Origin of the sequence: Trichococcus sp. ES5 (assembly GCF_900067165.1) — a bacterium.
GTDB lineage: Bacteria > Bacillota > Bacilli > Lactobacillales > Aerococcaceae > Trichococcus > Trichococcus flocculiformis.
In genome coordinates this window covers 73,610-97,862 of sequence record NZ_FJND01000003.1, presented here as the reverse complement: position 1 = coordinate 97,862, position 24,253 = coordinate 73,610, and the positions used below count along the sequence as shown (strand labels likewise).

General features: G+C 45.1%; 25 protein-coding genes. 2 read left to right on the top strand and 23 right to left on the bottom strand.

The genetic code is table 11. The annotated features are described in order from the left end of the window. Positions 1–3 precede the first annotated feature (3 nt). From mraZ to TES5_RS03890, 22 genes are all read right to left on the bottom strand, one after another. Positions 4–435: a division/cell wall cluster transcriptional repressor MraZ gene (gene mraZ, locus TES5_RS03990; RefSeq protein ID WP_068560018.1), complete on the bottom strand. Its 432-nt coding sequence runs from the start codon at positions 433–435 to the stop codon at positions 4–6. Positions 436–578: 143 nt separating this feature from the next. Further along, entirely contained in the window at positions 579–1,622 is a 1,044-nt protein-coding gene (locus tag TES5_RS03985; RefSeq protein WP_068560016.1) for an LTA glycolipid anchor biosynthesis glycosyltransferase, IagA/BgsA family, read from the bottom strand. 33 nt (positions 1,623–1,655) lie between these two features. After that, complete coding sequence (locus TES5_RS03980) at positions 1,656–2,033, bottom strand: DUF3397 family protein (protein WP_068560015.1); 378 nt, start codon at positions 2,031–2,033, stop codon at positions 1,656–1,658. A 150-nt stretch (positions 2,034–2,183) separates the two neighbouring features. Continuing rightward, complete coding sequence (rpmF, locus tag TES5_RS14895) at positions 2,184–2,363, bottom strand: 50S ribosomal protein L32 (protein ID WP_072763715.1); 180 nt, start codon at positions 2,361–2,363, stop codon at positions 2,184–2,186. 59 nt (positions 2,364–2,422) lie between these two features. Further along, positions 2,423–2,980, bottom strand: coding sequence for a YceD family protein (locus TES5_RS03975; protein ID WP_068560014.1), 558 nt, complete (start codon positions 2,978–2,980; stop codon positions 2,423–2,425). A gap of 95 nt (positions 2,981–3,075) precedes the next feature. After that, entirely contained in the window at positions 3,076–3,780 is a 705-nt protein-coding gene (locus tag TES5_RS03970; RefSeq protein ID WP_068560013.1) for an aspartate/glutamate racemase family protein, read from the bottom strand. A 34-nt stretch (positions 3,781–3,814) separates the two neighbouring features. After that, the gene (locus TES5_RS03965; protein ID WP_068560011.1) at positions 3,815–5,032 is read right to left on the bottom strand and encodes a carboxylate--amine ligase; all 1,218 of its coding nucleotides are present in this window, start codon (positions 5,030–5,032) and stop codon (positions 3,815–3,817) included. Positions 5,033–5,174: 142 nt separating this feature from the next. Then, positions 5,175–6,392, bottom strand: a complete 1,218-nt coding sequence (locus TES5_RS03960; RefSeq protein ID WP_068560398.1) for a nucleotidyltransferase — start codon at positions 6,390–6,392, stop codon at positions 5,175–5,177. A gap of 58 nt (positions 6,393–6,450) precedes the next feature. Then, positions 6,451–7,194, bottom strand: a complete 744-nt coding sequence (locus TES5_RS03955; protein WP_068560009.1) for a class I SAM-dependent DNA methyltransferase — start codon at positions 7,192–7,194, stop codon at positions 6,451–6,453. Further along, complete coding sequence (gene rsfS / locus TES5_RS03950) at positions 7,191–7,556, bottom strand: ribosome silencing factor (protein WP_068560007.1); 366 nt, start codon at positions 7,554–7,556, stop codon at positions 7,191–7,193. The genes TES5_RS03955 and rsfS overlap by 4 nt, the downstream gene beginning before the upstream one ends. Continuing rightward, a complete protein-coding gene (gene yqeK, locus TES5_RS03945) occupies positions 7,553–8,173 on the bottom strand; it encodes a bis(5'-nucleosyl)-tetraphosphatase (symmetrical) YqeK (RefSeq protein WP_178137786.1) in 621 nt (206 codons plus the stop codon). Before yqeK ends, rsfS begins: the two co-directional genes overlap by 4 nt. Then, on the bottom strand, positions 8,157–8,783 hold the full coding sequence (locus tag TES5_RS03940; protein ID WP_068560395.1) for a nicotinate-nucleotide adenylyltransferase: 627 nt from the start codon (positions 8,781–8,783) through the stop codon (positions 8,157–8,159). Before TES5_RS03940 ends, yqeK begins: the two co-directional genes overlap by 17 nt. Before the next feature lie 77 nt (positions 8,784–8,860). After that, a complete protein-coding gene (yhbY, locus tag TES5_RS03935; protein ID WP_068560003.1) occupies positions 8,861–9,172 on the bottom strand; it encodes a ribosome assembly RNA-binding protein YhbY in 312 nt (103 codons plus the stop codon). Between the two features lie 230 nt (positions 9,173–9,402). Continuing rightward, positions 9,403–10,530: a ribosome biogenesis GTPase YqeH gene (gene yqeH, locus TES5_RS03930; RefSeq protein WP_068560001.1), complete on the bottom strand. Its 1,128-nt coding sequence runs from the start codon at positions 10,528–10,530 to the stop codon at positions 9,403–9,405. Then, entirely contained in the window at positions 10,523–11,050 is a 528-nt protein-coding gene (locus TES5_RS03925) for a YqeG family HAD IIIA-type phosphatase (protein WP_068559999.1), read from the bottom strand. The genes yqeH and TES5_RS03925 overlap by 8 nt, the downstream gene beginning before the upstream one ends. Positions 11,051–11,899: 849 nt before the next feature. Then, positions 11,900–12,769, bottom strand: a complete 870-nt coding sequence (gene thrB, locus TES5_RS03920) for a homoserine kinase (protein WP_068559997.1) — start codon at positions 12,767–12,769, stop codon at positions 11,900–11,902. Positions 12,770–12,851: 82 nt separating this feature from the next. Continuing rightward, the gene (locus TES5_RS03915; protein WP_068559995.1) at positions 12,852–14,141 is read right to left on the bottom strand and encodes a homoserine dehydrogenase; all 1,290 of its coding nucleotides are present in this window, start codon (positions 14,139–14,141) and stop codon (positions 12,852–12,854) included. A 186-nt stretch (positions 14,142–14,327) separates the two neighbouring features. Then, positions 14,328–14,558, bottom strand: coding sequence for a YkuJ family protein (locus tag TES5_RS03910; RefSeq protein ID WP_068559993.1), 231 nt, complete (start codon positions 14,556–14,558; stop codon positions 14,328–14,330). A 183-nt stretch (positions 14,559–14,741) separates the two neighbouring features. Then, complete coding sequence (locus TES5_RS03905; protein ID WP_068559989.1) at positions 14,742–15,620, bottom strand: NAD(P)-dependent oxidoreductase; 879 nt, start codon at positions 15,618–15,620, stop codon at positions 14,742–14,744. A 119-nt stretch (positions 15,621–15,739) separates the two neighbouring features. After that, complete coding sequence (locus tag TES5_RS03900) at positions 15,740–16,945, bottom strand: glycosyltransferase (protein ID WP_068559987.1); 1,206 nt, start codon at positions 16,943–16,945, stop codon at positions 15,740–15,742. A 227-nt stretch (positions 16,946–17,172) separates the two neighbouring features. Beyond that, entirely contained in the window at positions 17,173–18,903 is a 1,731-nt protein-coding gene (gene ptsP / locus TES5_RS03895; protein ID WP_068559985.1) for a phosphoenolpyruvate--protein phosphotransferase, read from the bottom strand. A 1-nt stretch (position 18,904) separates the two neighbouring features. Continuing rightward, positions 18,905–19,171 (bottom strand): phosphocarrier protein HPr, encoded by a 267-nt coding sequence (locus TES5_RS03890; protein ID WP_068559983.1) that lies wholly within the window; start codon positions 19,169–19,171, stop codon positions 18,905–18,907. A gap of 394 nt (positions 19,172–19,565) precedes the next feature. On the opposite strand from TES5_RS03890, the gene TES5_RS03885 reads away from it, so the two are divergent. Both TES5_RS03885 and TES5_RS03880 read left to right on the top strand, forming a co-directional pair. Further along, entirely contained in the window at positions 19,566–21,767 is a 2,202-nt protein-coding gene (locus TES5_RS03885) for an ATP-dependent Clp protease ATP-binding subunit (protein ID WP_068559981.1), read from the top strand. A 160-nt stretch (positions 21,768–21,927) separates the two neighbouring features. Continuing rightward, positions 21,928–22,203, top strand: coding sequence for a DUF1827 family protein (locus TES5_RS03880; RefSeq protein WP_068559979.1), 276 nt, complete (start codon positions 21,928–21,930; stop codon positions 22,201–22,203). A 92-nt stretch (positions 22,204–22,295) separates the two neighbouring features. Here TES5_RS03880 and TES5_RS03875 read toward each other — a convergent pair whose 3' ends face one another. Further along, a complete protein-coding gene (locus tag TES5_RS03875) occupies positions 22,296–23,873 on the bottom strand; it encodes a peptide chain release factor 3 (protein ID WP_068559977.1) in 1,578 nt (525 codons plus the stop codon). Between the last annotated feature and the right edge of the window lie 380 nt (positions 23,874–24,253).

Genomic DNA, 24,253 nt, shown 5'->3' with positions numbered 1-24,253 from the left:
CACCTACAATCCAAAGTCGATCATCGTTTCAGCAATATCCTCGAAGTTTTCGGCAGCTTCATCAGCAAATGCTTCCCACTTCTCGTTGCTCCATATTTCAATACGGTCGGCTACTCCGACAATACGACATTCTTTTTCAATTTTCGCATAATCCAATAATGTTTGAGGGATATTGATGCGCCCTTGTTTATCCAATTCAGCTTCCATAGCGGCTGAATAGAAGAAACGGGTAAAAGCACGCGCATCTTTTTTTGCAAGGGGCAGCTGTTTCAATTTCTCTTGGAGCAGCTCCCATTGGCTTAACGGATAGCCGAACAAACAGCCGTCCAATCCACGGGTGACGATGAATGTATCGCCTAATGCCTCACGAAATTTTGCGGGCATGATCAATCTGCCTTTAGCGTCTATATTGTGTTTGAATTCGCCCATCAACATAAAGACACTCGCCCCCACCTTCAAATATGTTTTCAGTCTACCACATCGCCCCACTTTCTACCACATTTTCCCGAACAATTCATAAAAAAAACAAATTGATTTCGATTATTTTTCGAAATCAATTTGTTTTTAGTTGTCATCTATCATTTTGTCCCTGGAACCGACATTCCCCCACCATCCGCCTTGTGCAGCTGAATGGCTGTTTCATAGGCACTCCTCAATTCAGAACCAATGCAACGGAGATCCTTCTGACGGATACGCTCCTGTCCTGCGGCTTTCAGAGAAGGCAAATCCCCTTCCAGGATGCCGTTGATCAGCCTTTGGAAATCGTCATTCGTCTTACCTTTGTAGACATGTTTGCCATCGACCAAATCACCCTCATAGATCGGTATATCCCGGATCAGGATCTCCTGTCCCATAGCGAGCGCCTCCAGAAGAACGATTCCTTCCGTTTCTTCGTAAGTTGGGAAAAAAAACAAGTCCGCACCACAGTATGCATTTCTGAGTTCATCAGGGGCCACATAACCGGCAAATTGTAGATTGGGTAATTTTGTTTCCACAGCTTCCCGAATTTCATGCGGAACTTGGTGAAGGTTTAAGTATCCGAACCAGATAAACTGATAAGCAGGCATCGCTTTGGCCAAGGCGACAAAATCAAGAATCCCTTTGCGTTTGATGTAAAGGCCGACAGACATGATGACTTTGTCCGTTTCCTTGTACCCGTACTTTTGCCGAAAAGACGCCCCCATCTCCGCAGTCGCTTTGTAAAACGACAAATCAATTCCGTTCGAAATCGGTATGATCGGTTGTTCTAAACCTGCTTTCTGCAGCAATTGCTTGGAATATGGAGTAGGCGTCAAGACCACGTCGCCATGACTGTAGCAGTGCAGAATCCACTTGCTGAACAACGGTGCAGCAGCATTGGAGAAAATAAAGGAATTCTGGAAATCCTCCTTTGTGGAGTGGGCATGATAAACGATCGGTTTCCCCTGCTTTTTGACTTTATGCAGCAGACGATAAGATTGCCCGAAGTAGGTATTGATGTGCATCAGATCAAAATCATCTCTGTAATCTGTCGTAAAAGAGATTCCTTCCAGTGTGAGAGCTTTTTTCTGATGCTCGATCGCTCTGCCTAAACCGGATTTCCCGATGTATTTCATGCCTTCAGAGTACAATAATACTTTCATGCTTTCGTATCACCTCGTTCTTCAATTTTCGGACTATCCTCTTATAAGGAAATAAACGCGCAACAGCACTAAAGAGTAATAAAAAAGCAGTGCCATCAAAAATAGTATTTTAATGAAATAACGATAAAACCGCTTCGGCTCATGGTTTTTTTTACGTTTGTCGAAATACAGCGTCTGCACCAGACCGACGATGCAGGCAGCCAGTAAAAAATGAGGCAGCAGCGAATAAGTCAGGCTGTAGACACTCAACAGGTGGATGCCCACCAGCAAAAACGGCAACACGACGTCCGCAATCGACAATCGGATAATTTGTTTGTACTTGAGATACGGTCGAAAAAATTGATTTATCAGAATGATTTCTAAAACCGGAAAAACATACAAAAGGATTTCAAAATAGTGGAAGTTTTGCATCCCGACGCTCCTTTGCTAAAATATGGAATTCTTACCGCATGCATATATTTTACCTCATCCAAGCAAATTATGCCTCCTTGAAAAATGGGAACAAAAAAAGCCAACAGAAAATTCATTCTGCTGACTGGAAATGCGGATGGTATTTCATGATTAGCTTTGTTTTTCGATAACTACTTCTCCATCATATTGTCCGCATGATGCGCAAACGTGGTGGCTCTTTTTCAATTCGCCACAGTTAGGGCATGCGTTCAAGCCTGGAATCGATAACTTGAAGTGCGTACGTCTTTTTGCTTTTCTTGCTTTAGATGTTCTTCTTTTAGGTACTGCCATTTCCTTACACCTCCCTGTATTAATCGCTGTATTTGTTTAAAAAATCAGCGTCAAAAATTTCACTCTGTTTTTTCTTCGTCTTCTAACAGGTCCTTCAGACCAGCCAATCGCGGATCGATCTGATCGGTTTTTTCCTCTTGTTTCTTTCTTGCGAAAGATTCTTCGGAAACAACTTCCCATTCAGCGCCACTAGGCATTTCATCGGACACCATCTCTTCCGGCGTGAAGACTTGTAGAGGCAGATTCAGCAGAATGTTGTCCTCGATAGCGGGGACCAGATTCACTTCATCACCTTCAAGCGGCAACACGACTTCCGCAGGCTTATCCTGCTCGAGATAGAGTGATTCACTTTCAGTGTACACTTCTTCGATTGCTAATTGCAAGGGTACCTCAACTAATTCCAACGACCTTGACGAAGGCAGGGTAATCGTTAAATCGATTCGGAAATTGGCAAGCACAGAATGATTTTCGTATAATAAGAAACCTTCCGCCTTAATCGGCGACACTGCTTTGATTTCATTATTTCTTTGCATCAATGAACTTTCCCGGTCTATCATCCGAGAAAAATAGTACGGTTCACCACGATGTTCTTGTAATTCTTTTAATGGCCACTTCATTTCCATCACCCCTAAAATAACAAATTGAATTATACTAGTGAAAAAAAACTTTGTCAATGTATTTTCCTTTACATCCAAAAAAGGAAAACGTTTTTTTACGCTTTTAACTCTTTGGCCAACGAAATCGTTTTGTCCAAAAGTACCTTTTCCGCATCGACAACCGGATAACGTCGTTCTTTATCTTCGCTGTTCATCAACGAAACTTCCGTGCATCCCAATAACACAATGTCCGCACCGCAATTTTTGAAGTCTTCCAAAATTTCGTAGTACAAAGGGAAAAATAAATGCGATCTCTCTTTGATGTAATAATAAATCATTTTATTGATTTTGTCTTGTAAAGCTCTGTCCGGCAATACTACTTGATAGCCTTTTTCAATAAGCCGATTTTCGTAGATGCGACTCTGATGCGTTCCTTCAGTGGCAAATAATCCGACTTTTTTCGCGCCCTCATAATGTTCCGCAATATAGTCGACTGTAAGATCGACCATATTCAAAATCGGAATATCCGTTTCCTTTTGAATATCATCGAAGAAATAATGGATAGTATTGCAGGGCATGATGATGAATTCTGGCTGCAGAAGATTCAACATATGAACATCTTCTATCACTGCTTCCACCGGATTCGGTTTGGTCGGATCCAAAATGAATTCCGTACGATCGGGAATATCAGCGTGATTCATCAGAATGTAATTGAAATAATCCTGGTCGTTTTCGGGGAAATGACGCTTATTCATTTCAACAAGAAAATTGGTCGTCGCCAGCGTTCCCATTCCTCCAAGAATACCAAAAAATTTTTTCATACTTTCTCATCCCTCGTTTCCCGTTTGTTTCAGTTCATTCCTCTGGCGGATACTCTTTGAATTTTTTGTAATAATTAAATTTGGAAGCCAACACATAGAATTTTCTTTTTGGACTGACTTCAAAAGGTGCATCCAATGGGTGCACGTCTTTCCCGTCCTTGTATAACTCTTTTACTTTTTTTCTTAAAACATCAGACTCGATGTATTTCAGCAAAAGTTTTTTGGGTGTCATCGTGAATAAAGCTTCATTCGTGTTGATGGTCAACCCAAGTTTTTTCTTGGCGATGAAGTCTTCAACATAGTATTTCGCGACATTATTTCCGCTGGCAGTAACGTAGTAGTTGCTTACGCCAAGCCGACCGTTCAGTTCAAAGAAAACATAGTCATCTTTGCGCTTATCGTACTTCACATCAAAATTGGAAAAACCATAAAACTCGGTTTCAGCAATCAACTTTCGGACAGAAGCAACAATCTTCCGCTCCTCCCTGGCCCAAATCGTCAGATGGTTTCCGATGGCGGATGGCGTATGGTCTTCCAAGAGGATATGGCCGAATGCAATCAGCTTGATTTCCTTGTCACGTGGCGATGTGTACACCGTCACGACGCCAAGATAGGTGTCATCGCCGGGAACGTACTCCTGCAGGATCAGGTTGTCCGTATAGCCATTGTCACGCACTAAATGGTAGATGCGTTCAAGATCCTTCTCATCGCGTCCGATGAAGACTTTTTCTTTGCCTTCAAAATGTAACCCCTGGTATATGATGGCATTCGATGGCTTGATGATGATCGGAAATTCAAACGGCAAATCAAGGGAAAATTCATCCATGACTACAGTCTTCGGATAGGGAACGCCTGCTTTTTCACAAATGGCGTAAAAACTTTCCTTATTGGTCGCCCGTAGGAAAACTGGTTCATCCACATACGGAATGATCCAATCATCACCGAATCGGTCTTTCGTGCGGATCAGCAGTTCCGCATAGCGATCGTCTGCCCCGAAGATGATTTTTTTCATATTCGGATAGTCCCGACCAATCTGATGGATGGTTTCAAAAAAAAGATCCAGGTCATCGATTCCCGGTTGAATGTAATGCTTGATGATGCGGGAATTGCCGATAGGCCCTATAATCATCGGGCTGATGAGATTCGTTTTAACTTGGTACGCTTCATAGAAAGCTCTCGCCAAACTATAGGCTCCTCTGTTCCCCCCTACGATTACGGGAACGAAACTGACGGAGTTGGCTTCTTCGCTCATTCGATTGTCCTCCTTAGTGCCTAAAGCCGAATGTTAAAGGCTATAGCATCTATTAACCTATCTATTATATTTCTTTGGTTGTAGCCCGTCAAACGCTTCTTGCGTTTTTTCATTAAAGTTTTCAATAAATTTCGGAAACATCTTATTTCAGATTATGCAGATCATTTCGGATGTAAACGGGTGACCGGGTGAAATTCTGCTCCTCCAAAACCGGAAGGCCTCCCAAACGGTAGATGCGGTCACTCCTGATTTCCAGTTGCAAGTCCGCCGTATATGGCTCACGCAATTTCGTGACGATTGGGGACTCCGTGTTTTTTTTCAAGCTGTTCAGATAGCGTCTTCCGGCTTCCGTAAACCCGAGCAACCGGATGGTGTCCGCTTTTTCCTGGAAAGTAGTCGCTTCTGCTTTGGTTATCCCCAACAAAACATATGTACAGACCCGCTGCAGCCGGGCCCACGTCCAGCGCTTGTTCTTCGTGCGCCGTATGAAGGCCATAAAATTGGCTGCATCCTCGGCCTCTTTTTTCAACCTGTATTCGATGCCTTCTTCAACTTGATAGATGTTCCGGAGTTCCGCATGTGAAAGCAGCATGAGCTGATATTGCAGCATCCCCCAGTATGCAGCCCAATCAAGCAGAGGAAGCCTCTCCAGCGCCTCTAACGTCGCTTGCGGCACAAACCTGCCCATGTCCTCCCTTTCGGTTTCTTTCCCGTGGTGGAGTGACCATTCGCGAATGGCGGTCCCGCTTGCAAATTCTTGACCGAAAGCATCACTGTCGTTGTGTCCGGCACCGCGCCTGAGCACGATGACCGTTTCCATCGGTTCGGGGAATTGTTCATTTTCTTTGACATACGCCAATCCGAGCTGATTATTGGGCGTTGAAAAGGAAATGGCAGAACCTTGTGGGCTCAGGATTTCGGCAATGGCCGTTTCCAGTTGCGCAGCATAGGTTCTGCCATCATTTCGGTACGTCTGAAAAATCCGATCGATTTCCGCTTCGTGTTCGCGCAATAAACGACTGTGCGAAATGAAATCTTCCGCCGTCCCTTCTTCAGCACCGAACGCAAAGGCATCGCACTGCATCGCCTGCAATAAGCGGATGCCTGCTCTTGCGAACAGATCCGCGGACTGCACACTCCCCAAAATCGGCATTTCCACGACGATGTCGGCACCGTTCCGCAACGCGATTTCCGCACGCGTCCATTTATCCAACAAAGCGGGCGCGCCTCTTTGGACAAAATTGCCGCTCATTGCGACAACCATGACATCGCTCTTGGTCATCCGCCTGGCTTCCGACAGTTGGTAGCGGTGACCGTTATGGAAAGGATTATATTCTGCGATTACTCCACAAGCTTTCATCGAAACGCTCCCTTTGGTTTCATTGTATGGTTGCGCAGTTTTTTTTGCCTTGGCTTGCTTAAGCTTTTTTGCAGGCAAAAAACCAGCGCGGACTGTCATCGCGCACGTCAGCTTCACCAAATTCGGCAGTAGCCGTCACATCGGTGAATCCGGCTTCTTCAAGGAGCCGCTTGTAGACTTCCAGCGGATACGTTCGTTCGCGATGGTATTCCGAATGGCGTTCAAACAATTCCGGATTACTCTGGGATCCCACGAAGAAAGTCAAATCATGCTCGACACTGTTCGCAGCATCGCCGGCAAAACTTTCCCAGAGGAAGGCTCCCGCTTCATCCTGATAGATGTATTGATATCCCGGAAAAACGTCATTCACTTGATGCATCGAGTGGACGTCGAACAAAAAAACACCGCCGGGAGCGAGATTCCGCATGACGCTTTGAAAGACTTCCGCCACTTCAGCTTCATCAGACATGTAGCAAAGCGAATCAGAGAAGCACGTCACGACGTCAAAATCCCCCATCGGCTCCAGGGAACGCATGTCCCCTACCGCTAAGGAAAGCGTAACGCCTTCTTCCTGCATCCGGTTGTAGGCAAGCGAAAGCATTTCGTCGGAGAGATCGACCCCTGTTACCTGATGGCCTTTTTTCGCCAAATCCACTGCAATCTTCCCTGTCCCGCAAGCCAGTTCCATAATGTTCAGGCCAGATTGGCCGGCTGTGTATTTTTCAACATAAAGAAGCCAGCTGTCGTAGACAGACTGGTCCATTATTTCATCATAGTAATGGGCAAAGATGTCATAGCTCATTGCTCAGAGACCATCCCCGAGATGTCGACCATTGGCGCATCACTCCATAATTTTTCGATGTTGTAATAACCGCGTTCCTCATGGTTGAATACATGCACGATAACGTCATTCAGGTCAATCAATGTCCACTTGCCCGAATCTTTGCCTTCAACGTTTTTGATTTCGCCTTTGTTTTTGTGCACGTTCTCCACAATAGATTCAACGATTGCAGCAACTTGTTTCTCATTACGGCCGTTCATTACGACAAAGTAATCCCCGATCGATGTCAAACCGCGTACATCCAATGCCATGATGTCCTGAGCCAATTTGTCATCCGCAGCTTTAACCACTACTTCCAATAATTCTTCACTTGTCATTTTCATTCTGAATTCCCCACTTTTCTTTGGATCCAACTGTTGTAGACATGAATCGTGCCGGGATAAATCGGCAGTTCCTTCTTCACCAGATGAATGATTGTTTTTTCTATTTTAAAATAAGCTGCCTCATCCAGGCTGATTTCCGCCAGTCTTCTGGCTTCATCCACGCCCTTGAACGTACGGCTCGGTTCGATGTAATCGGCTATGAAGAGGACTTTACCGATCAGGGTCATCGTCTCGCCGCCGGTTGTATGCTGGCGGATCGCGTCAAGGATAGCCCTATCCATGATTCCGAATACCTTTTCAGCATAATAAGCACCGACAGGCCCATGCATGATTTCGCTGCCGTAACCGGTCATCTCGCTGTCCAACGCTTGGGACAGGACGATTTTCTTCATACTTTTTGCATCATGCTCTTTTGCAAAGTCGTGCAGGAGAGCGGCCAACGAGCACGCTTCCAAAGATGCACCATATTTTTTCGCCAACGCGATGGAACAGGCTTCAACCCGCAGCACATGCTGGAAGCGCGATGGCTTCATCTGTTTTTCCACTTCCGCCAAAATGGCTTCCCGTGTCCAATCCGTATAGCGTCCTGTGTATACAAGCTCAGTCTTCGTCCTCAAGATAGAGTCCTTCTTCCAAAATGTAATCTTTGACATCCTCTTTAACCAAATACCGGATCGAACGGCCCGTTTTGACCATCTTACGGATTTCCGTTGAACTGATGTCGATCAACGGTGCGTCGACCCAGATGATCGGATAAACGCTTTCCCTTCCATATCCTGGCCGAGCAACGCCAACGAACTGCACAAGTTGCACCAATGCATCGATGTCTTTCCACTTCGGCAAGTATTCCACCATATCCCCGCCGATGATGAAATAATAATCGGTGTCCGGATGCATGGCCGTCAATAATTTCATCGTATCGATCGTATAGCTTTTGCCGCCGCGCTCCAACTCGATCGTTTCGATATCAAACAAAGGATTGCCCGCAATGGACAATCGCACCATCCGCTCACGATGCTTCGCCGAAATCGATTCTTTTTCATCGATATGAGGCGGTTCGGCATCGGGCATGAAATAGATTTTATCCAAACCGAGCTGTTCCCCAACCTGCTGCGCAACGATCAGATGGCCCAAATGGGGTGGACTGAAGGTTCCACCCATGATGCCGATGCGTTTCCGGTCCTGGAAAGCAATCTGTGTCTCAACCTCGGTTTCTTCGATGATCATGTAATCCGTTTGTCCGATCAAATTTAAAGTTGTGATCAATTTTTTCTCACCTCAATAAAATAGGAATTGGCCTGCCTTTAGATTTTTTCAACGACAGTCGAATAACGACGATTTTTTTCTTTAGATGATGGTTTGAACAACACAAGTGTGCGTCCGATCTGTTGGACGACGGTCGCTCGCAGTTTTTCTTCGATGACTGCAGCAACAGCATCCGTTTCCTCATCCGTATTCTGCAGAAGAGCGATTTTCAGCAATTCCCTTTTCTCCAGTGCTTCCCCGATTTGGTAAAGCATCTCTTCGTTCAAACCACCCTTACCCACTTGGAAGAGCGGATTCATGTGGTGTGCTTCTTTTTTCAGATATTGTTTTTGTTTGCCTCTTAATTCCATTCGACACCTCAGTCTTATTATTCTAAGAAAATATATTTTTTTCAAAAGTGCATCACCGTTGGTGTTTTATTTATTCCCAAAGTAATTCTGCACCTCATATGATGGCTAGCGATCCAAGCCTGCCTCTCGGAAATTAGATAAATCTGACCCATTGCGCTCTACGATGCTCATTCAGGGGCAGATTTCCTAAATTTCTTTCGAGGCAGAGCGGGCTTGTACCGCTTTTCTACTTAAATGATCGGTTTGCGCATTACTGTGTCCACGCCTTGCGGGACCCATGCTGCGACTTTACCTGGTTTGCGGACAGTGATCCATCCCAATCCGGAAAATACGATATCGGACGGTACTTTGACATTGAATTCTCGTCTGACCAATGGCGGGAAATTTTCCGCATCTTCCGCAGATGGCGGTTGCAGCAGCGTACCCAGATGTTTTGCATAGAATTCATCCGCTTTTTCCAATTTGGTGCGGTGAATTTTCAAGTCATTTGCGAAATAGCAAGTGAAGGATGATTTTTCCCCACTGATGAAATCAAAACGCGATGCGCCACCCAAGAAAAGCGTCTGCTCCGGATTCAATTGATAAGTGATCGGTTTGATTTCGTGTTGCGGAGCTACAAGTTTCAATTCTTTCGGGCTCAGAACATGCGCCATTTGATGGTGATGGATAATCCCCGGTGTATCGATGAGGAAATGCCCATCATCCAAAGGAATACGGATCTGATCCAACGTTGTGCCCGGGAACTGGGAAGTCGTGATGACATCTTCCTTGTTGCCTGTAGCCGCACGGATGATTTGGTTCATGACAGTGGATTTACCCACGTTCGTAACACCCACGACATAAACATCTTTGCCGTCCCGGTGTTCTTCGATGGTTTCCAACAGATCATCGATGGAAGTTGCTTTCTTGCCGCTCACAAGCATGACATCAACCGGGCGCAAGCCTACTGACTGCACCTGCTCCGTCAGCCATTGCTTCACTCGGGATAGTTTGACCGACTTCGGCAAAACATCCACTTTATTTCCGACAACCAACACTTTATTATTGCCCGCAAAGCGATGCAAACCGGGGATCATGCTGCCGTATACATCGAACAGATCGATAACGTTGACGATCAAAGCATCTTCCATCGAGATGGTGTTCAGCATCGCCAAAAATTCATCATCCGTGACGGAAACTTTTTCCATCTGATTGTAATGGCGCAATCTGAAACAGCGTTGGCAGTATACTTGCCCGGAATCCAATCCCTTTTGCAGAGCGGCCGCCGGGGTATACCCTCGTTCGGTCGGATCATCGGTCTGGATTTTAGCCCCGCAGCCGATGCAATAGAGATCTTCTGTTAATTCTTCTTTAGTCAAGTGATTTCCTCCATATCATTCCTGGATCATTTTTCAACAAACGTTTCAGCAATTTTCTTTCAAAGAATCGATTTATGCGCGTATTCCACCCGTCCGAATTGATGATCGGCATTACCCACACACTCTTGACTCCCGCTCGATTTGCGCCAAAAACATCCGTAAGCAATTGATCCCCAACCATCAGGCATTGATCCAACGGAAGCTGAAGCTGCTCAGCCGCCTTGATGTACCCACGGCGGGAAGGCTTCATCGACCTTGGCACATAAGCCAATTGCAGCTTATCCGCGATTATCTTGATACGCTTATCGCTGTTGTTGGAAATGATGACGACAGGTATCGCATTTTTTTTCATCAAGGCGATCCAATCTTTCAATTCCTGTGTCCCCTCCGGATTGTTCCAGGCAATCAAGGTATTGTCCAAATCGGTCAGAACGCCTTTGATGCCATTCTTTTCAATTTGTTCCGGAGTAATGTGATAGATGGACTCAACCATCCATGTCGGTTTGAATTTATTTAGCATAATGTCTCCTCATTAAAAAAATAAGAGGATGGGAAAAAGCAACAACGTCACTTTTCAAGCAGAACCTGAGAGAACTCCCCCAAGTCGCGCCCCAAAACCGAAAAACTGCACGGCACACAATCCGAAACAAGCACCCTGTACCCCGCAAAAAAGTTTTGACCCAGCCTCACTACTATCCAATTGTATATTATAACCCCATTCCAATAACATTATAAAGCATAAACCAAAAAATACAAGAGCGCGATGCTATGCGGTAGGGGGCGAGCACTAAACGGATTAGCCGCAATGGGCTGCTTTTTCCCCATGTAGGCTAATCAGATTAGGCGGAACCCCCTGCATAGCAGAGCGCGTCTAAGAGGAGCGCGATGATTCGCGCCTAGACATCCGGACGTTGGAGCAAGCGGCTGACGTTCACCTCTTTTGTGGACGACAGCCACTTGCGAAACGGGAGTGGTGTCTGCGAATCAGAGCGCGTTTAAGAAGGCGCGATGCTATGCGGGAGAGTGTCGGGTAGCACTGTGGTCGCAAGCGCCCAAGTGTATCATGTCTCTATGCGATTGAAATCGCAAGAGCCATGATAAATCCCGGGTAGAAATCGAGCACTAAGAGGCCTAACACTAAACGGACGCTTTTTGTCCGTGTGTGATAGTCAGCTTAGGCACAGATCTCTGGGATTCAGAACACGTTTGATATGGCGCTATGCCCATTTGCACTTGTCAGCTTGCGCTCGGGCCTGGAAAGATGGATAACTTTCCGTTATTCATCTTTTCTGCTCGCTTTCGCCCCTAATCTTGCGGGCGCCCCCCCAAAAAATACAAAAAACCCAAGGATTTCTCCTCGGGCCCACAATTATTTGATTACTTGCACGCCATTTTTTTCAACATGCAGCAGCTTGACTTCACTATTTTTTACAGCGGCTTTTGCAGCAGCAACGAACGCTGCTGCCTTTTCAGGATGGATCATTGTGAGGATCGTCGTACCGGCCCCACTCAGGTAAGTACCGTACGCGCCCATCTCATGCCCCAATTCCCGGACTTGACTCAACTCTGGAACCAATTTGCCGCGATAAGGCTCATGGAAAACATCCTGTTCCATAAGTGCTCCCGCTTTTTCGATATCACCCGAAAAAACAGCTGCTACTAACATATTGGAGATGCTGCTACCTTTGACTGCTTCCTTGAACGGAAGCGAATCCGGCAAAACAGCCCGGCTCTCCTTCGTCAACAATTCCTTTTCCGGAATCGTCACTACCAAGGCAACCTCTGGGAAACTCGCCTTCGTCCAATATACTTTGGAATCCAGAACGGTCCCGACCGTGAAATCACCGGTGATGGCTGGCGTCACATTATCGGGATGACCTTCGATGCGTGTTGCGATCTGAATTTTATCATCAATGCTCAATTGCAGATCTGCGCATTGATTGGCCAACTCGATCCCGGCAACGATGGCAGCTGAACTGCTGCCCAACCCTCTGGCAGCAGGCACTTCACTCGTCATCGTGATTTTTCTTGGTGTCATGTTCGGCGCCAAAGACAACGCGGTTTCAATAATCAGATTCGTTTTGTCAGTCGGGATCCCCGCTCCCAAATCATGGAGAATTTCCCACTCGTCGGCCTCTTCTTTTACAGCCAACGTCAAATATAATGATACGGCCAATCCAAGGGAATCAAAACCTGGCCCTAAATTGGCGGAAGTTGCCGGTACACGGATATCGAACATCCTACTAATCAATCCTTTCCAAAAGAACGATGGTCCATCATTTCTTGATTTTTAATGTATTCAAATTAGGATCGAAATCCAATCAATGTTCCAGTACTTTGAAATGGACCTTCAATTTCATGTCATCGTTATCTTCCATGGCCTGGATGATTTCGTTTTCTTGCGCTTTCGACATCGGATGCGTAACAATGACAATGATGGCTTTACCGTTCGCCAAGGGTTCTTGAATGATCTTGTCAAAGCTGACTTGTGCAGTGGCAAAAATTTTCGCCAATTCCAAAAACTGGCCGGCACGATCGGTAACTTCCAAGCGCATGAATACCGGATTGATGACCTGCTCAGGTTTCGCGATCAAAGTCTCTATTTCATACTCGTTGAAGACATTTCCGGTTGTCTCCAAAAGGATGTTCTTAGCGATATTCATTACATCGCTGACTACGGCTGTTGCGGTAGGCAACTCGCCAGCTCCTGCACCATAGAACATCGTTTCCCCAAGAGCTTCTCCGGCGACAAAGACAGCGTTCATTTCATTATTGACGCTGGCCAAAGGATGTGACTCCGGAACAAACACGGGTCCGACTTCCACATTGACGCTGTTGTCGATTTTTTCGGCAGTACCGATCAGTTTGATTTTGTATCCTAAACGGTTCGCCAACTTGATGTCATTGATGGAAACATTGCGGATACCCGTCACTGCTACATCATCCAACGTCACATCATTCGTCCCGAAAGCAAGGCGAGCCAAAATGACCATTTTGCGCGCTGCATCCAATCCATCGACATCGCTTGTCGGGTTCTTCTCGGCAAAACCCAATTCCTGAGCCAATGCCAGAGCTTCATCGTAAGAGTAGCCTTCTTTGTCCATTTTCGTCATCATGAAGTTGGTTGTGCCGTTCACGATTCCCATGACTTTTTGGATGTTGTCGGAAGCGAAGCTTTCCGTGATCGCACGCAAAATAGGCACACCGCCCGCAACAGCTGCTTCATACAAGAAATCGCATTTGTTCGCTTTAGCCAGGTTGACCAATTCTTTGCCATGTAAAGCCACAAGATCTTTGTTTGCTGAAACGACATGCTTCCCGGCCGATAATGCTTTGGAAATATAATCTTTTGCTGCCGGAACATATCCGATCAATTCTACGATGATTGAAATTTCTTCGTCATTCAAAATATCATCAAAATTATCAGTGCAATGGACAGCCTCGCCAAAGAAAGTTTTGCATTTATCAATATCGCGATCCAAAACCGTTTTGATGACTACTTCCTGTCCGACGACTTGCTTGATTTTATGCTGGTGGCCATCTATGATGCGGGCAACGCCAGTCCCTATTGTTCCTAGTCCTAATAAACCTATATAAATCTTCTTTGCCATTATTCCACCTCTTCAATTATTTCCTTATTACACAGTATACTGAAAGTTACAGAATTACTCTACATAAAAATTAAAAACTTTTAATGTTTGCCACTTTATTCCAATGAAAATAAAAAAACAAAAAGGCAGCGGAAAAATGAGCCGGCTCATTTTTCCGCTGCCTTAGTTCATGCAAGGATGGATGAATTAATCTTGTAATAATTCGTAAATTTCAATGGCAACTAAATCAAGATCATCAAATTGATAAGTTTGGTTTGAATCGTGTTCTTCCAATTCAAAACTTTCCGTATCGCGGTTGTATTTTACGACGCAACGTTCCACGCCTTCTTTTTCAAAACGACGGATCTCGACATCACCATTGTCTTCCATCATTACTTCTAGGCGACGAAGGATCGCTGAGAGCTGTGAAGGTTTCATGATATTTCCCCTTTCAAGACTAACTTCTTATTTATTCTAGCACTTTTTTTCTGACTTCGCATCAATTTACTGTAATTTATGCAAGAAAAACAATATTTGAGTAATGCACCACTAGGTTTGTGCAAAACCCGCCGCAACGATATATCCTAATAAGGGGTTTCAGAAATTCGTCGACCTCCAAGTCTAGATTTCAGCGCACTCTCCCCACCAAAGCTTCACCAAGGCTTGCGTCCCATCGTCGGCGAAACCTTTGTTCGCCAATTGTTCATACAATTGTGCAGCCTGTCTTGTAGCAGGTAAATCGATACCCAGCTTATCTGCTTCATCCAATGCAATCTTCAAATCTTTGACAAAATGTTTGACGAAGAAACCTGCACTGTAATCCTCTTTCAGGATCCTAGGGGCATAGTTCGTCAAAGACCAGTTAGCGGCGCTTCCGGAACCGACTTGTTCGATCACGCGTTCCAAATCCAATCCTGCCGCTTTCGAATAAACAAGCAATTCGGTCATGCCGGTCATCGTGCCCGCCACCATTATCTGGTTGGCCATTTTTGTGTGCTGACCACTGCCGGCCGGCCCTTGCAGCATCACTTTGCTCGAAAAAACAGACAAAACTCCTTTAACGGCATCAAACGTTCCTTCCTCACCACCGACCATCGTTGTGAGCGTTCCATTTTGAGCACCCTTATCTCCTCCTGAAACTGGAGCATCCAACGTGCGGACCCCTCTTTCTTTGCCGAAAGCAGCTATTTTCCTGGCCAAAGTCGGCGTACTGGTCGTCATATCAATGAGAATATGGTGGTCGTCCGCTTTCGAAAAGATACCGCTCTCCCCAAAATAAGTCTCTTCAACATCTTTCGGATAACCCACCATCGTAATGACAATATCCGATTGCGCCGTAACAGCAGCAGGGGTGTCACACCACACTGCTCCTTCAGAGACAACAGCATCCGCCCTGCTTTTCGTCCGATTATAGACTTGGACTGGATAACCCGCATTCAAAAGATGTTTGATCATGGATGAGCCCATGACACCTGTTCCGATAAAACCAATTTTTTCCATTTATAAAACCGCCCCTTCTAAATACTATGTCAACAGTATACCTTACGCTTAACTCAGATAAAAACAAAAAAACACCGGGAAACAGATTATCCAAGCAATCTGTTTCCCGGTGTTCCGACTCAACGTTTGATTTTTTCCAAAAGATTCACTTTTAATTTCAATTCTTCACGCGGCTGTGATTCATAAATGTCAATACTCGCCTGATAATAGCTCAATACAGCTTCCGCAAATGCCTTTGAAGAAATCTCTTCCATAAGTCCATCCCATACTTCTTGATTTGTCGCAACATCTGATTTGTGATAAAAATCCGCATAGGCATTGATAGTCTTGCCGATTTGGTCATCCTCGTCGAACAACATTCCCAGGCTGTCTTCTTTAATCAATCCTGATAAATAGTCATTCCGCTTAGCGATGACCGGACATCCGTTTACGATCGATTCCAGATAGGTTAAGCCTTGGGTTTCCGAATCCGAAGCATTTATATAAATATCTGCCATTTGATAATACTCGCTCACATCTTCGTTTTTGACTTCTCCGACAAAAATGACATTTCTGGTCAAACCCATTTCCAACACCTGCGTCTCCAACTCGTGGCGTATCGGTCCCTCACCCACAAAGATAAGTTTCGCGGAAGGATAAGCTTCTACAACCTCAGGAAAGGCGTGAACAAGTTTATCCAGTTTTTTTTCCGAGGACAGCCTACTCAAAGAGAGCAACACCAATTCGGAATCCGAAATCCCCAGTTCTTCGCGCTTCTTGGCTTTGATGCCGTCAATCCGATCCGGTATCCGGACGCCCGTTGGGATGACGCGAATTTCCTTATAGATGTTGTAGGAAGCTAATTTCTCTTTCATTTGCTGACTTGGGGCAATAATGCCCATCGTTCGATTGCAAAAGTAGCGGGAAGCAATTTTAACTGCCTTAGGTTTCACCACTCTTCCATTAGCGATGTAATGCAGATATTTTTCGTACATAGTGTGGTAGGTATGCACGGTAGGAATCTGCAGCATGTAGCCGACAAATTTGCCCGTCAAACCCAAACTGAACTCCGTATGCGTGTGCACAATATCTATCTTCTGTTTCTTCGCTTCCCTAAGCGCTTTGTTCATACCTTTGACAGCAATCCTGCGATCTTTGAAAGACAAGAACGGGATACTGGTCAAACGGATTATATTTTTTTCATCTTCATCGGCTTTTGGATCTGTGGTGGTAAAAATGATGACCTCATGCCCCTCTGCCTCCAATTCCTCTTTCAAGGTGCGGATTGATGTTGACACGCCGCTCACTTGAGGAAAATACGAATCTGTAAACATGCCTATTCTCATGACTTCACCTCGAAAAAATCCCATCAAATTTATAATGACTCAATATGTTCAGTATATAGAACATTCTGATATTTGTCACTCCTCCCTACGCCCTACTTGCAAAATATATCCACAGGAACAAGCCTGCGGAAATGATGGATTCAGCTTTTCGAAATCGCTTTGAATTCACTGGCACGCAAAAAGACCAGGCATGCAAGCATGCCCGGTCTTTTTGCGCCTGAATCGGCTTAAACTAATTTAGCTTTCATTTCTTCAACTAATGCGATGACTTCTTCGACAGTCGTACATTCGTTGATTGCTTTGTCCGCTAATTTTTCCATTTCTTTTGAATCCAAACGTTTCATCAAGCTGCGTGTTTTCAGGACGCTGGATGCGCTCATGGAGAACTCATCCAAACCAAGACCCACCAACAACGGAACCGCTGTTTGGTCACCCGCCATCTCGCCACACATACCAGTCCATTTGCCCTCAGCGTGAGAAGCATCGATAACATGCTTGATCAGTGTAAGGATAGCAGGGTTGTAAGGTTGATACAAGTAAGAAACCTGTTGGTTCATGCGGTCTGCCGCCATTGTGTATTGGATCAAGTCATTTGTTCCGATACTGAAGAAATCTACTTCTTTAGCGAATTGATGAGCTAATACAGCAGCTGCTGGAATTTCGATCATGATACCTACTTGGATATCATCAGCGACTTCTACGCCATCGGCTAATAGATTCGCTTTTTCTTCCTCCAACATCGCTTTAGCTGCTCTAAATTCGTTCAGAGTAGCAATCATCGGGAACATGATGCGCAATTTACCGTAAACGGAAGCACGCAACAAGGCACGCAATTGTGTACGGAACATTTCCGGTTCAGCCAAGCAAATCCGGATTGCACGGTAACCCAAGAATGGATTCATTTCTTTCGGCAATTCCAAATAAGGCAATTCTTTATCCCCACCGATGTCCATTGTACGAACAACGACAGGTTTGCCTTCCATGCCTTCCAAAACAGCTTTATAAGCATCAAATTGCTCATCTTCTGTCGGGAAGTCTGAAGAGTCCATGTACAGGAATTCAGTACGGTACAATCCTACCGCTTCAGCGCCATTAGCGACAACGCCTTCTAAATCTTTAGGCGTTCCGATGTTAGCTGCCAATTCGATATGTTTACCGTCTGCAGTAACTGTATTTGCATTTTTCAGTTTGTGCCATTCTGCTTGCATTGCAGAAAACTCTTCAGCTTTCTTCTTGTATGCAGCTAATGTTTCTTCATCAGGATTGATGAAGACGTCGCCGTCCAAACCATCCAAAATGATGATATCGCCATCTTTGACGATTTGTGTGATTTCTTTTGACCCTACGATTGCAGGAATTTCCAGAGAACGGGCCATGATTGCGCTATGGGATGTGCGTCCACCGATATCAGTAACGAATCCTTTAACATAATCACGGTTCAATTGAGCTGTGTCACTAGGAGTCAAATCTTTGGCAACGACGATCACTTCTTCAGTGATTGTCGATGGGTTAGGGATTTTGACACCCAACAAGTGGCTCAAAACACGTTCCGTAACGTCGCGGATATCCGCAGCACGTTCTTGCATGTATGGGTTGTCTTCCATCGCTTCGAACATACCGATGAACATGCCGGCAACATCAGAAAGTGCCGATTCAGCATTGACACCGTTGTCTCGGATGTTGGCGTTCATCGATCCGATCATTTCCGGATCGGACAATACCATCAAATGTGCATCAAAAACTTGTGCTTCTTCTTCGCCAAGTGATACTGCCGCTTTTTCTCGGATTGCACTTACCTCTGATTTAGCGGTTTCAAAGCTTTCCAAAAGACGAGCAACTTCGCCTTCTGAATCTTCCACTTTACGCTTTTCAAAGGACAGATCCGGTTCAGTAAGCAAATATGCTTTCGCAATTGCAATACCATCACTAGCTGCTATTCCTTGTAAGTGGTTTTTCATATTACTCTGCTAGCCCTTCTTTTACCATTGTTTCAGTGATTCCAGCCATAGCGTCTGCTTCGTCCGGACCTTCTGCAGTGATGACAACATCAGCGCCTTGGCCTACGCCTAATGACATTACACCCATGATGGATTTTAAGTTAACAGATTTACCTTTGTATTCTAAATTAATATCAGAATTGAATTTGCTTGCAGTTTGCACCAATAAAGTTGCTGGACGTGCATGAATCCCTGTTTCTGCGATTACGTGATATTCTTTTCTTTCCATAGTCATAAACCCCTTTGAGATGTATTTATTTAAGGTACTTTTGATACGTTCCTATTATAACAGAAAAATGGAAAAACGTACGAAAAATAACCCTTTCATTAAATAAGATTAACATCTTTCGCTTTATACTACAACTGTTTTAAATAGAATCGTTCAAATTTTTGTCATAATTGCTGAAATAGCACTCATTTAATACAACCCCCGTTTGGATAAAACTGTCCCGGAATGAATATTTTGCTTCATTCCAAGTCAAACCTCTTGAAAGTCAAAATAGGTCAATGTATAATGGATCCATAAGGTCAGAGTTGGTCAGTGAACCTTCTTGTGAGTGTCCCTTAGCCGTTACTACTATAATATACATGTGACTATGATCCATATAGAAAGGAAGATTGCCATGCTTTGTCAACATTGCGGAAAAAAACAAGCCTCCATTCATCTGTATGCCAGCGTGAATGGACAAAGACGCCAAATCGACTTATGCCAGAACTGCTACCAAGAGTTCAAAAATGCTCAATCGCAACAAAATAATCCGAACCCAAGATCTCAAGGACCTGTAGACCCCTTTTCTTTCGGTAATCTGGATTCTTTCTTCAAACAAATACAACAGAACCAAGAACAGAATTATCAACAACCCCCTGCCTCGGAAGTTGCTCGCGGCGGTAAAGGTGGCAAAGGCGGCTTACTGGACGAATACGGCATCAACTTGACCCAACTGGCCCGCGATGGCGGTATCGACCCTGTCATCGGAAGAGACAGCGAAATCGCACGCGTCATTGAGATTCTGAATCGCCGAACAAAAAATAATCCGGTACTCACAGGGGAAGCGGGTGTCGGCAAAACTGCGGTAGTGGAAGGTCTTGCCCAGAAAATCGTGGACGGCGATGTCCCTCAGAAATTGTTGGACAAAGAAGTGATCCGCTTGGATGTCGTCTCACTCGTCCAAGGAACCGGCATCCGCGGTCAATTCGAAGAACGGATGCAGAAACTGATGGATGAAATCCGCGCGAACAAACAGATCATCCTCTTCATCGATGAAATCCATGAAATCGTCGGAGCAGGAAGCGCTGAAGGAAGCATGGATGCAGGCAATATCCTGAAGCCAGCCCTAGCAAGAGGCGAACTGCAATTGGTCGGCGCCACAACACTGAATGAGTACCGCAAAATCGAGAAGGACGCTGCACTGGAACGCCGATTCCAGCCCGTCCGCGTAAATGAACCGACACCTGAACAGACATTGATCATCCTCCAAGGCATCCGTCCGAAATATGAAGATTATCACCATGTCAAATATTCGGATAAGGCGCTGGAAGCGGCAGTCAAATTGTCGCATCGCTACATCCAGGATCGTTTCCTTCCCGACAAAGCCATCGACCTACTTGATGAGTCCGGATCCAAAAAGAACTTGACCATCAAGCCCATCGATCCGAAACAGATAGAGGAACGCATCGAAACGGCCGAAAGAGAAAAACAAGCCGCCCTGCATGCGGAAGATTACGAAAAAGCTGCCTATTATCGCGATCAGATCACGAATCTGAATAAGATGAAACAGAACCCGGCCCCAGCCGATGGCGATCCCGTCATAACAGAGCAGGATATCCAAAAGATCATTGAGATCAAGACCAATATCCCGGTCGGTGAGCTACTTGAAAAAGAACAGACGCAATTGAAAAATCTTGATGCCGATCTGAAGAAAAACGTCATCGGTCAAGATGAAGCCATCGACAAAGTATCTAAAGCCATCCGCAGAAACAGAATCGGATTGAGCCGTAAAAATCGACCTATCGGTTCCTTCCTGTTCGTAGGGCCTACCGGTGTCGGTAAGACCGAATTGGCCAAACAGTTGGCAATCGAAATGTTCGGAACCGAAGACGCGATCATCCGCTTCGACATGAGCGAATACATGGAAAAGCATGCCGTCTCCAAATTGATCGGATCGCCTCCGGGTTACATCGGCTATGACGAAGCCGGCCAGTTGACCGAGCGCGTCCGCCGCAGCCCGTACAGCATTTTACTGTTGGATGAAGTCGAAAAAGCCCATCCGGATGTCATGCATCTCTTCCTGCAGATTCTTGACGACGGTCGCCTGACGGACTCCCAAGGCAGGACTGTGAGCTTCAAAGACACCATCATCATCATGACCAGCAATGCCGGTACGGGCGTCCAGGAAGCCAGTGTAGGATTCGGCGCAGCCATGAAAGGCAAGACGCATTCCATTCTGAATCGCTTGAGTGATTACTTCAAGCCTGAATTCATCAACCGCTTCGATGCGATTGTCGAGTTCAACCAGCTTTCCAAAGAAAATTTGAGCAGAATCGTCACCCTTATGTTGGACGATGTCAACGAATTGCTGAAGGACAAGGAAATCAGCGTCACCGTCTCTCAGAAAGCAAAAGATCGCCTAATCGATCTGGGATATGACCCAAGTATGGGCGCTCGCCCGCTGCGCCGCGTTATTCAAGATCAGATTGAGGATAAAGTAGCTGAATTCTACTTGGATAATCCGAAAATCAAAGATTTATTTGTCGATGCAGGCGAAGAAGGTAATCTGATGGTCGTCAGCAAAGTCGACCAACCAGACACAACGACTTCTGAATAATATTCGGTTCCGAAAGGCAAGAGCCCAAAAGTCAGCTCTTGCCTTTCTCATTTTAAAAATCCGAGAAAATTATTCATTTGTTTGTTTACTCTTTAAATAAATTAACAGTTGTTATATAATTATTCTATAAACAGCCAACCTAAGTTAGGGGTGTTCGTCCATGAAATTGATCGATGTTACAAATAGCCACGCTGATCTTGTACGTGAGCAATTGGCCAACACCGATGCTCAATTTGTCAAAGTTTATTCTTTGGGACAAACTACAGTCATCTTTACCGGTGCCACAACGCATGAGGATGTCATTATCCTCAACAAAAACCGTCGTGTGAAGCAAAGTGAAATCGACTTTGTGCTGACGAAATTGTTGCATCTTACCGTTGATGACGTGGAAGTTATGCCTGGTCATAACTTCGTGGAGCTATCTCATCTCAAATGATTGACATTTTTGGCACTCGAAAAAAACTCTTCTTAACATAAAAACGCACACTGCTTTTCAGCAATGTGCGTTTTTTGTTTCCTTTGATCAAATTAAAGTAAAGATGTCAATTTGACTTCTGGATATTTATCCTCGAACCAACGCATAGCAAATTGATTTTCGAAAAGGAACACAGGATCCCCAAAACGGTCGCGGCATAATAAGTTACGGCTGGATGACATATTCGGATCCAAATCTTCCGGATCGATCCATCGCGCAATTTTTGAGCCCATCGGTGTCATTTCTACTTCTGCATTGTATTCGTGCAACAAACGGTACTGGAACACTTCAAACTGCAATTGACCGACCGCACCCAAAATATAATCTTCTGTGTGGTACGTTTTGTACAACTGGATGGCCCCTTCTTGAACCAACTGCTGCACCCCTTTATGGAAAGATTTCTGTTTCATGACGTTTTTCGGAGTGACTTTCATGAACAGTTCAGGTGTAAATTGCGGCAATGCTTCAAACTCAAGTGCTTTTTTGCCTTCATGGATCGTATCGCCGATCTGGAAGTTCCCAGTATCGTAAAGTCCGATGATATCACCTGCTACAGCGGTCTGGACTTGCTCACGGGAATCGGCCATGAACTGCGTTGTATGCGCCAATTTGATTTTTTTGCCGGTACGGGTCACAAAAACATCCATCCCGGGTTTGAATTCACCGGAGCAGACACGCACGAAAGCAATCCTATCTCGGTGAGCGGGATTCATATTTGCTTGGATTTTGAAGATGAAGCCGGTGAAGTTTTCGTCAGTAGGTTCAACGATTTCATCCGCCACCATCTGATGCTCACTTGGACTCGGAGCAAAATCCACAAAGGCATCTAAGAACGTCTGAACGCCAAAGCCCGTTAAAGCGGAACCGAAGAAGACCGGCGTCAGTTTACCGGCTGCAATCGCTTCTTCAGAAAAATCGTTACCAGCCTCTTTCAATAATTGGACATCTTCAACCGCTTGGGTATAGATGGTTGATTGCGTCACTTGATAATCGCCTTCGATTTCGCCGTCTTCATTCAGCGGAAGAAAATCATTGTCTTCATTCTCTTCAGGATGAGTCAATTCTACGCGGTTATTGTAAATGTCATACAGACCCAACAAATTTTTACCCATGCCCATCGGCCAGTTCATCGGATACGCATCGATCTCCAACACTTCTTCCAATTCCGCAATCAGATCCATCGGCTCGCGGCCATCACGGTCCAATTTATTGATGAAAGTGAAAATCGGAATCCCTCGCATGCTGCAGACTTTAAATAATTTCTTTGTCTGCGGCTCAATCCCTTTCCCGCTATCGATGACCATCACTGCACTATCCACAGCCATCAGAGTACGGTATGTATCTTCCGAGAAATCCTCATGTCCGGGCGTATCCAAAATATTGATCTGCTTTCCATCGTAATCAACTTGCATGACCGAACTGGTTACAGAAATACCCCTTTGTTTTTCAATATCCATCCAATCTGATTTGGCGAATTTTCCTGATTTTTTTCCCTTTACCGTCCCGGCTTGACGGATTGCGCCCCCAAACAACAGCAACTGCTCCGTGATGGTCGTTTTACCGGCATCCGGATGGGAAATGATGGCAAATGTTCTTCTTGCTTTAACTTTGTCTGCTAATGTATGAGTCATATTTTTCCCCTTTTTTCCAAATATCTCTATCGTGAATGTAAGAAAAGCTGAGCGGGTTCGCTTAGCCCTGAGCATGGAAACACTGCAATCTGATCGTTTTCATTTCCGCAGGGCAAACCCGTGGAGCTAGCCATTTATATTGGAAGCAGGAGACATTTTGAAAAACCATCACACGTCTGCAGCGGCGAACGCTTAGTTTCAAAATATCATCTGCTTTCCTTTACACAAAAAGATAGCATGAGCAATATGCACACGCTAATCCACGACAATACCTTTGTTATTATACAAGAAATCCGAGCATTCCACAAGAATTCCCTTGCGAGAGCATATGGAACCAAAAAAACAGCCCCTCCCGGATCGATGTTCATCGATCCGGGAGG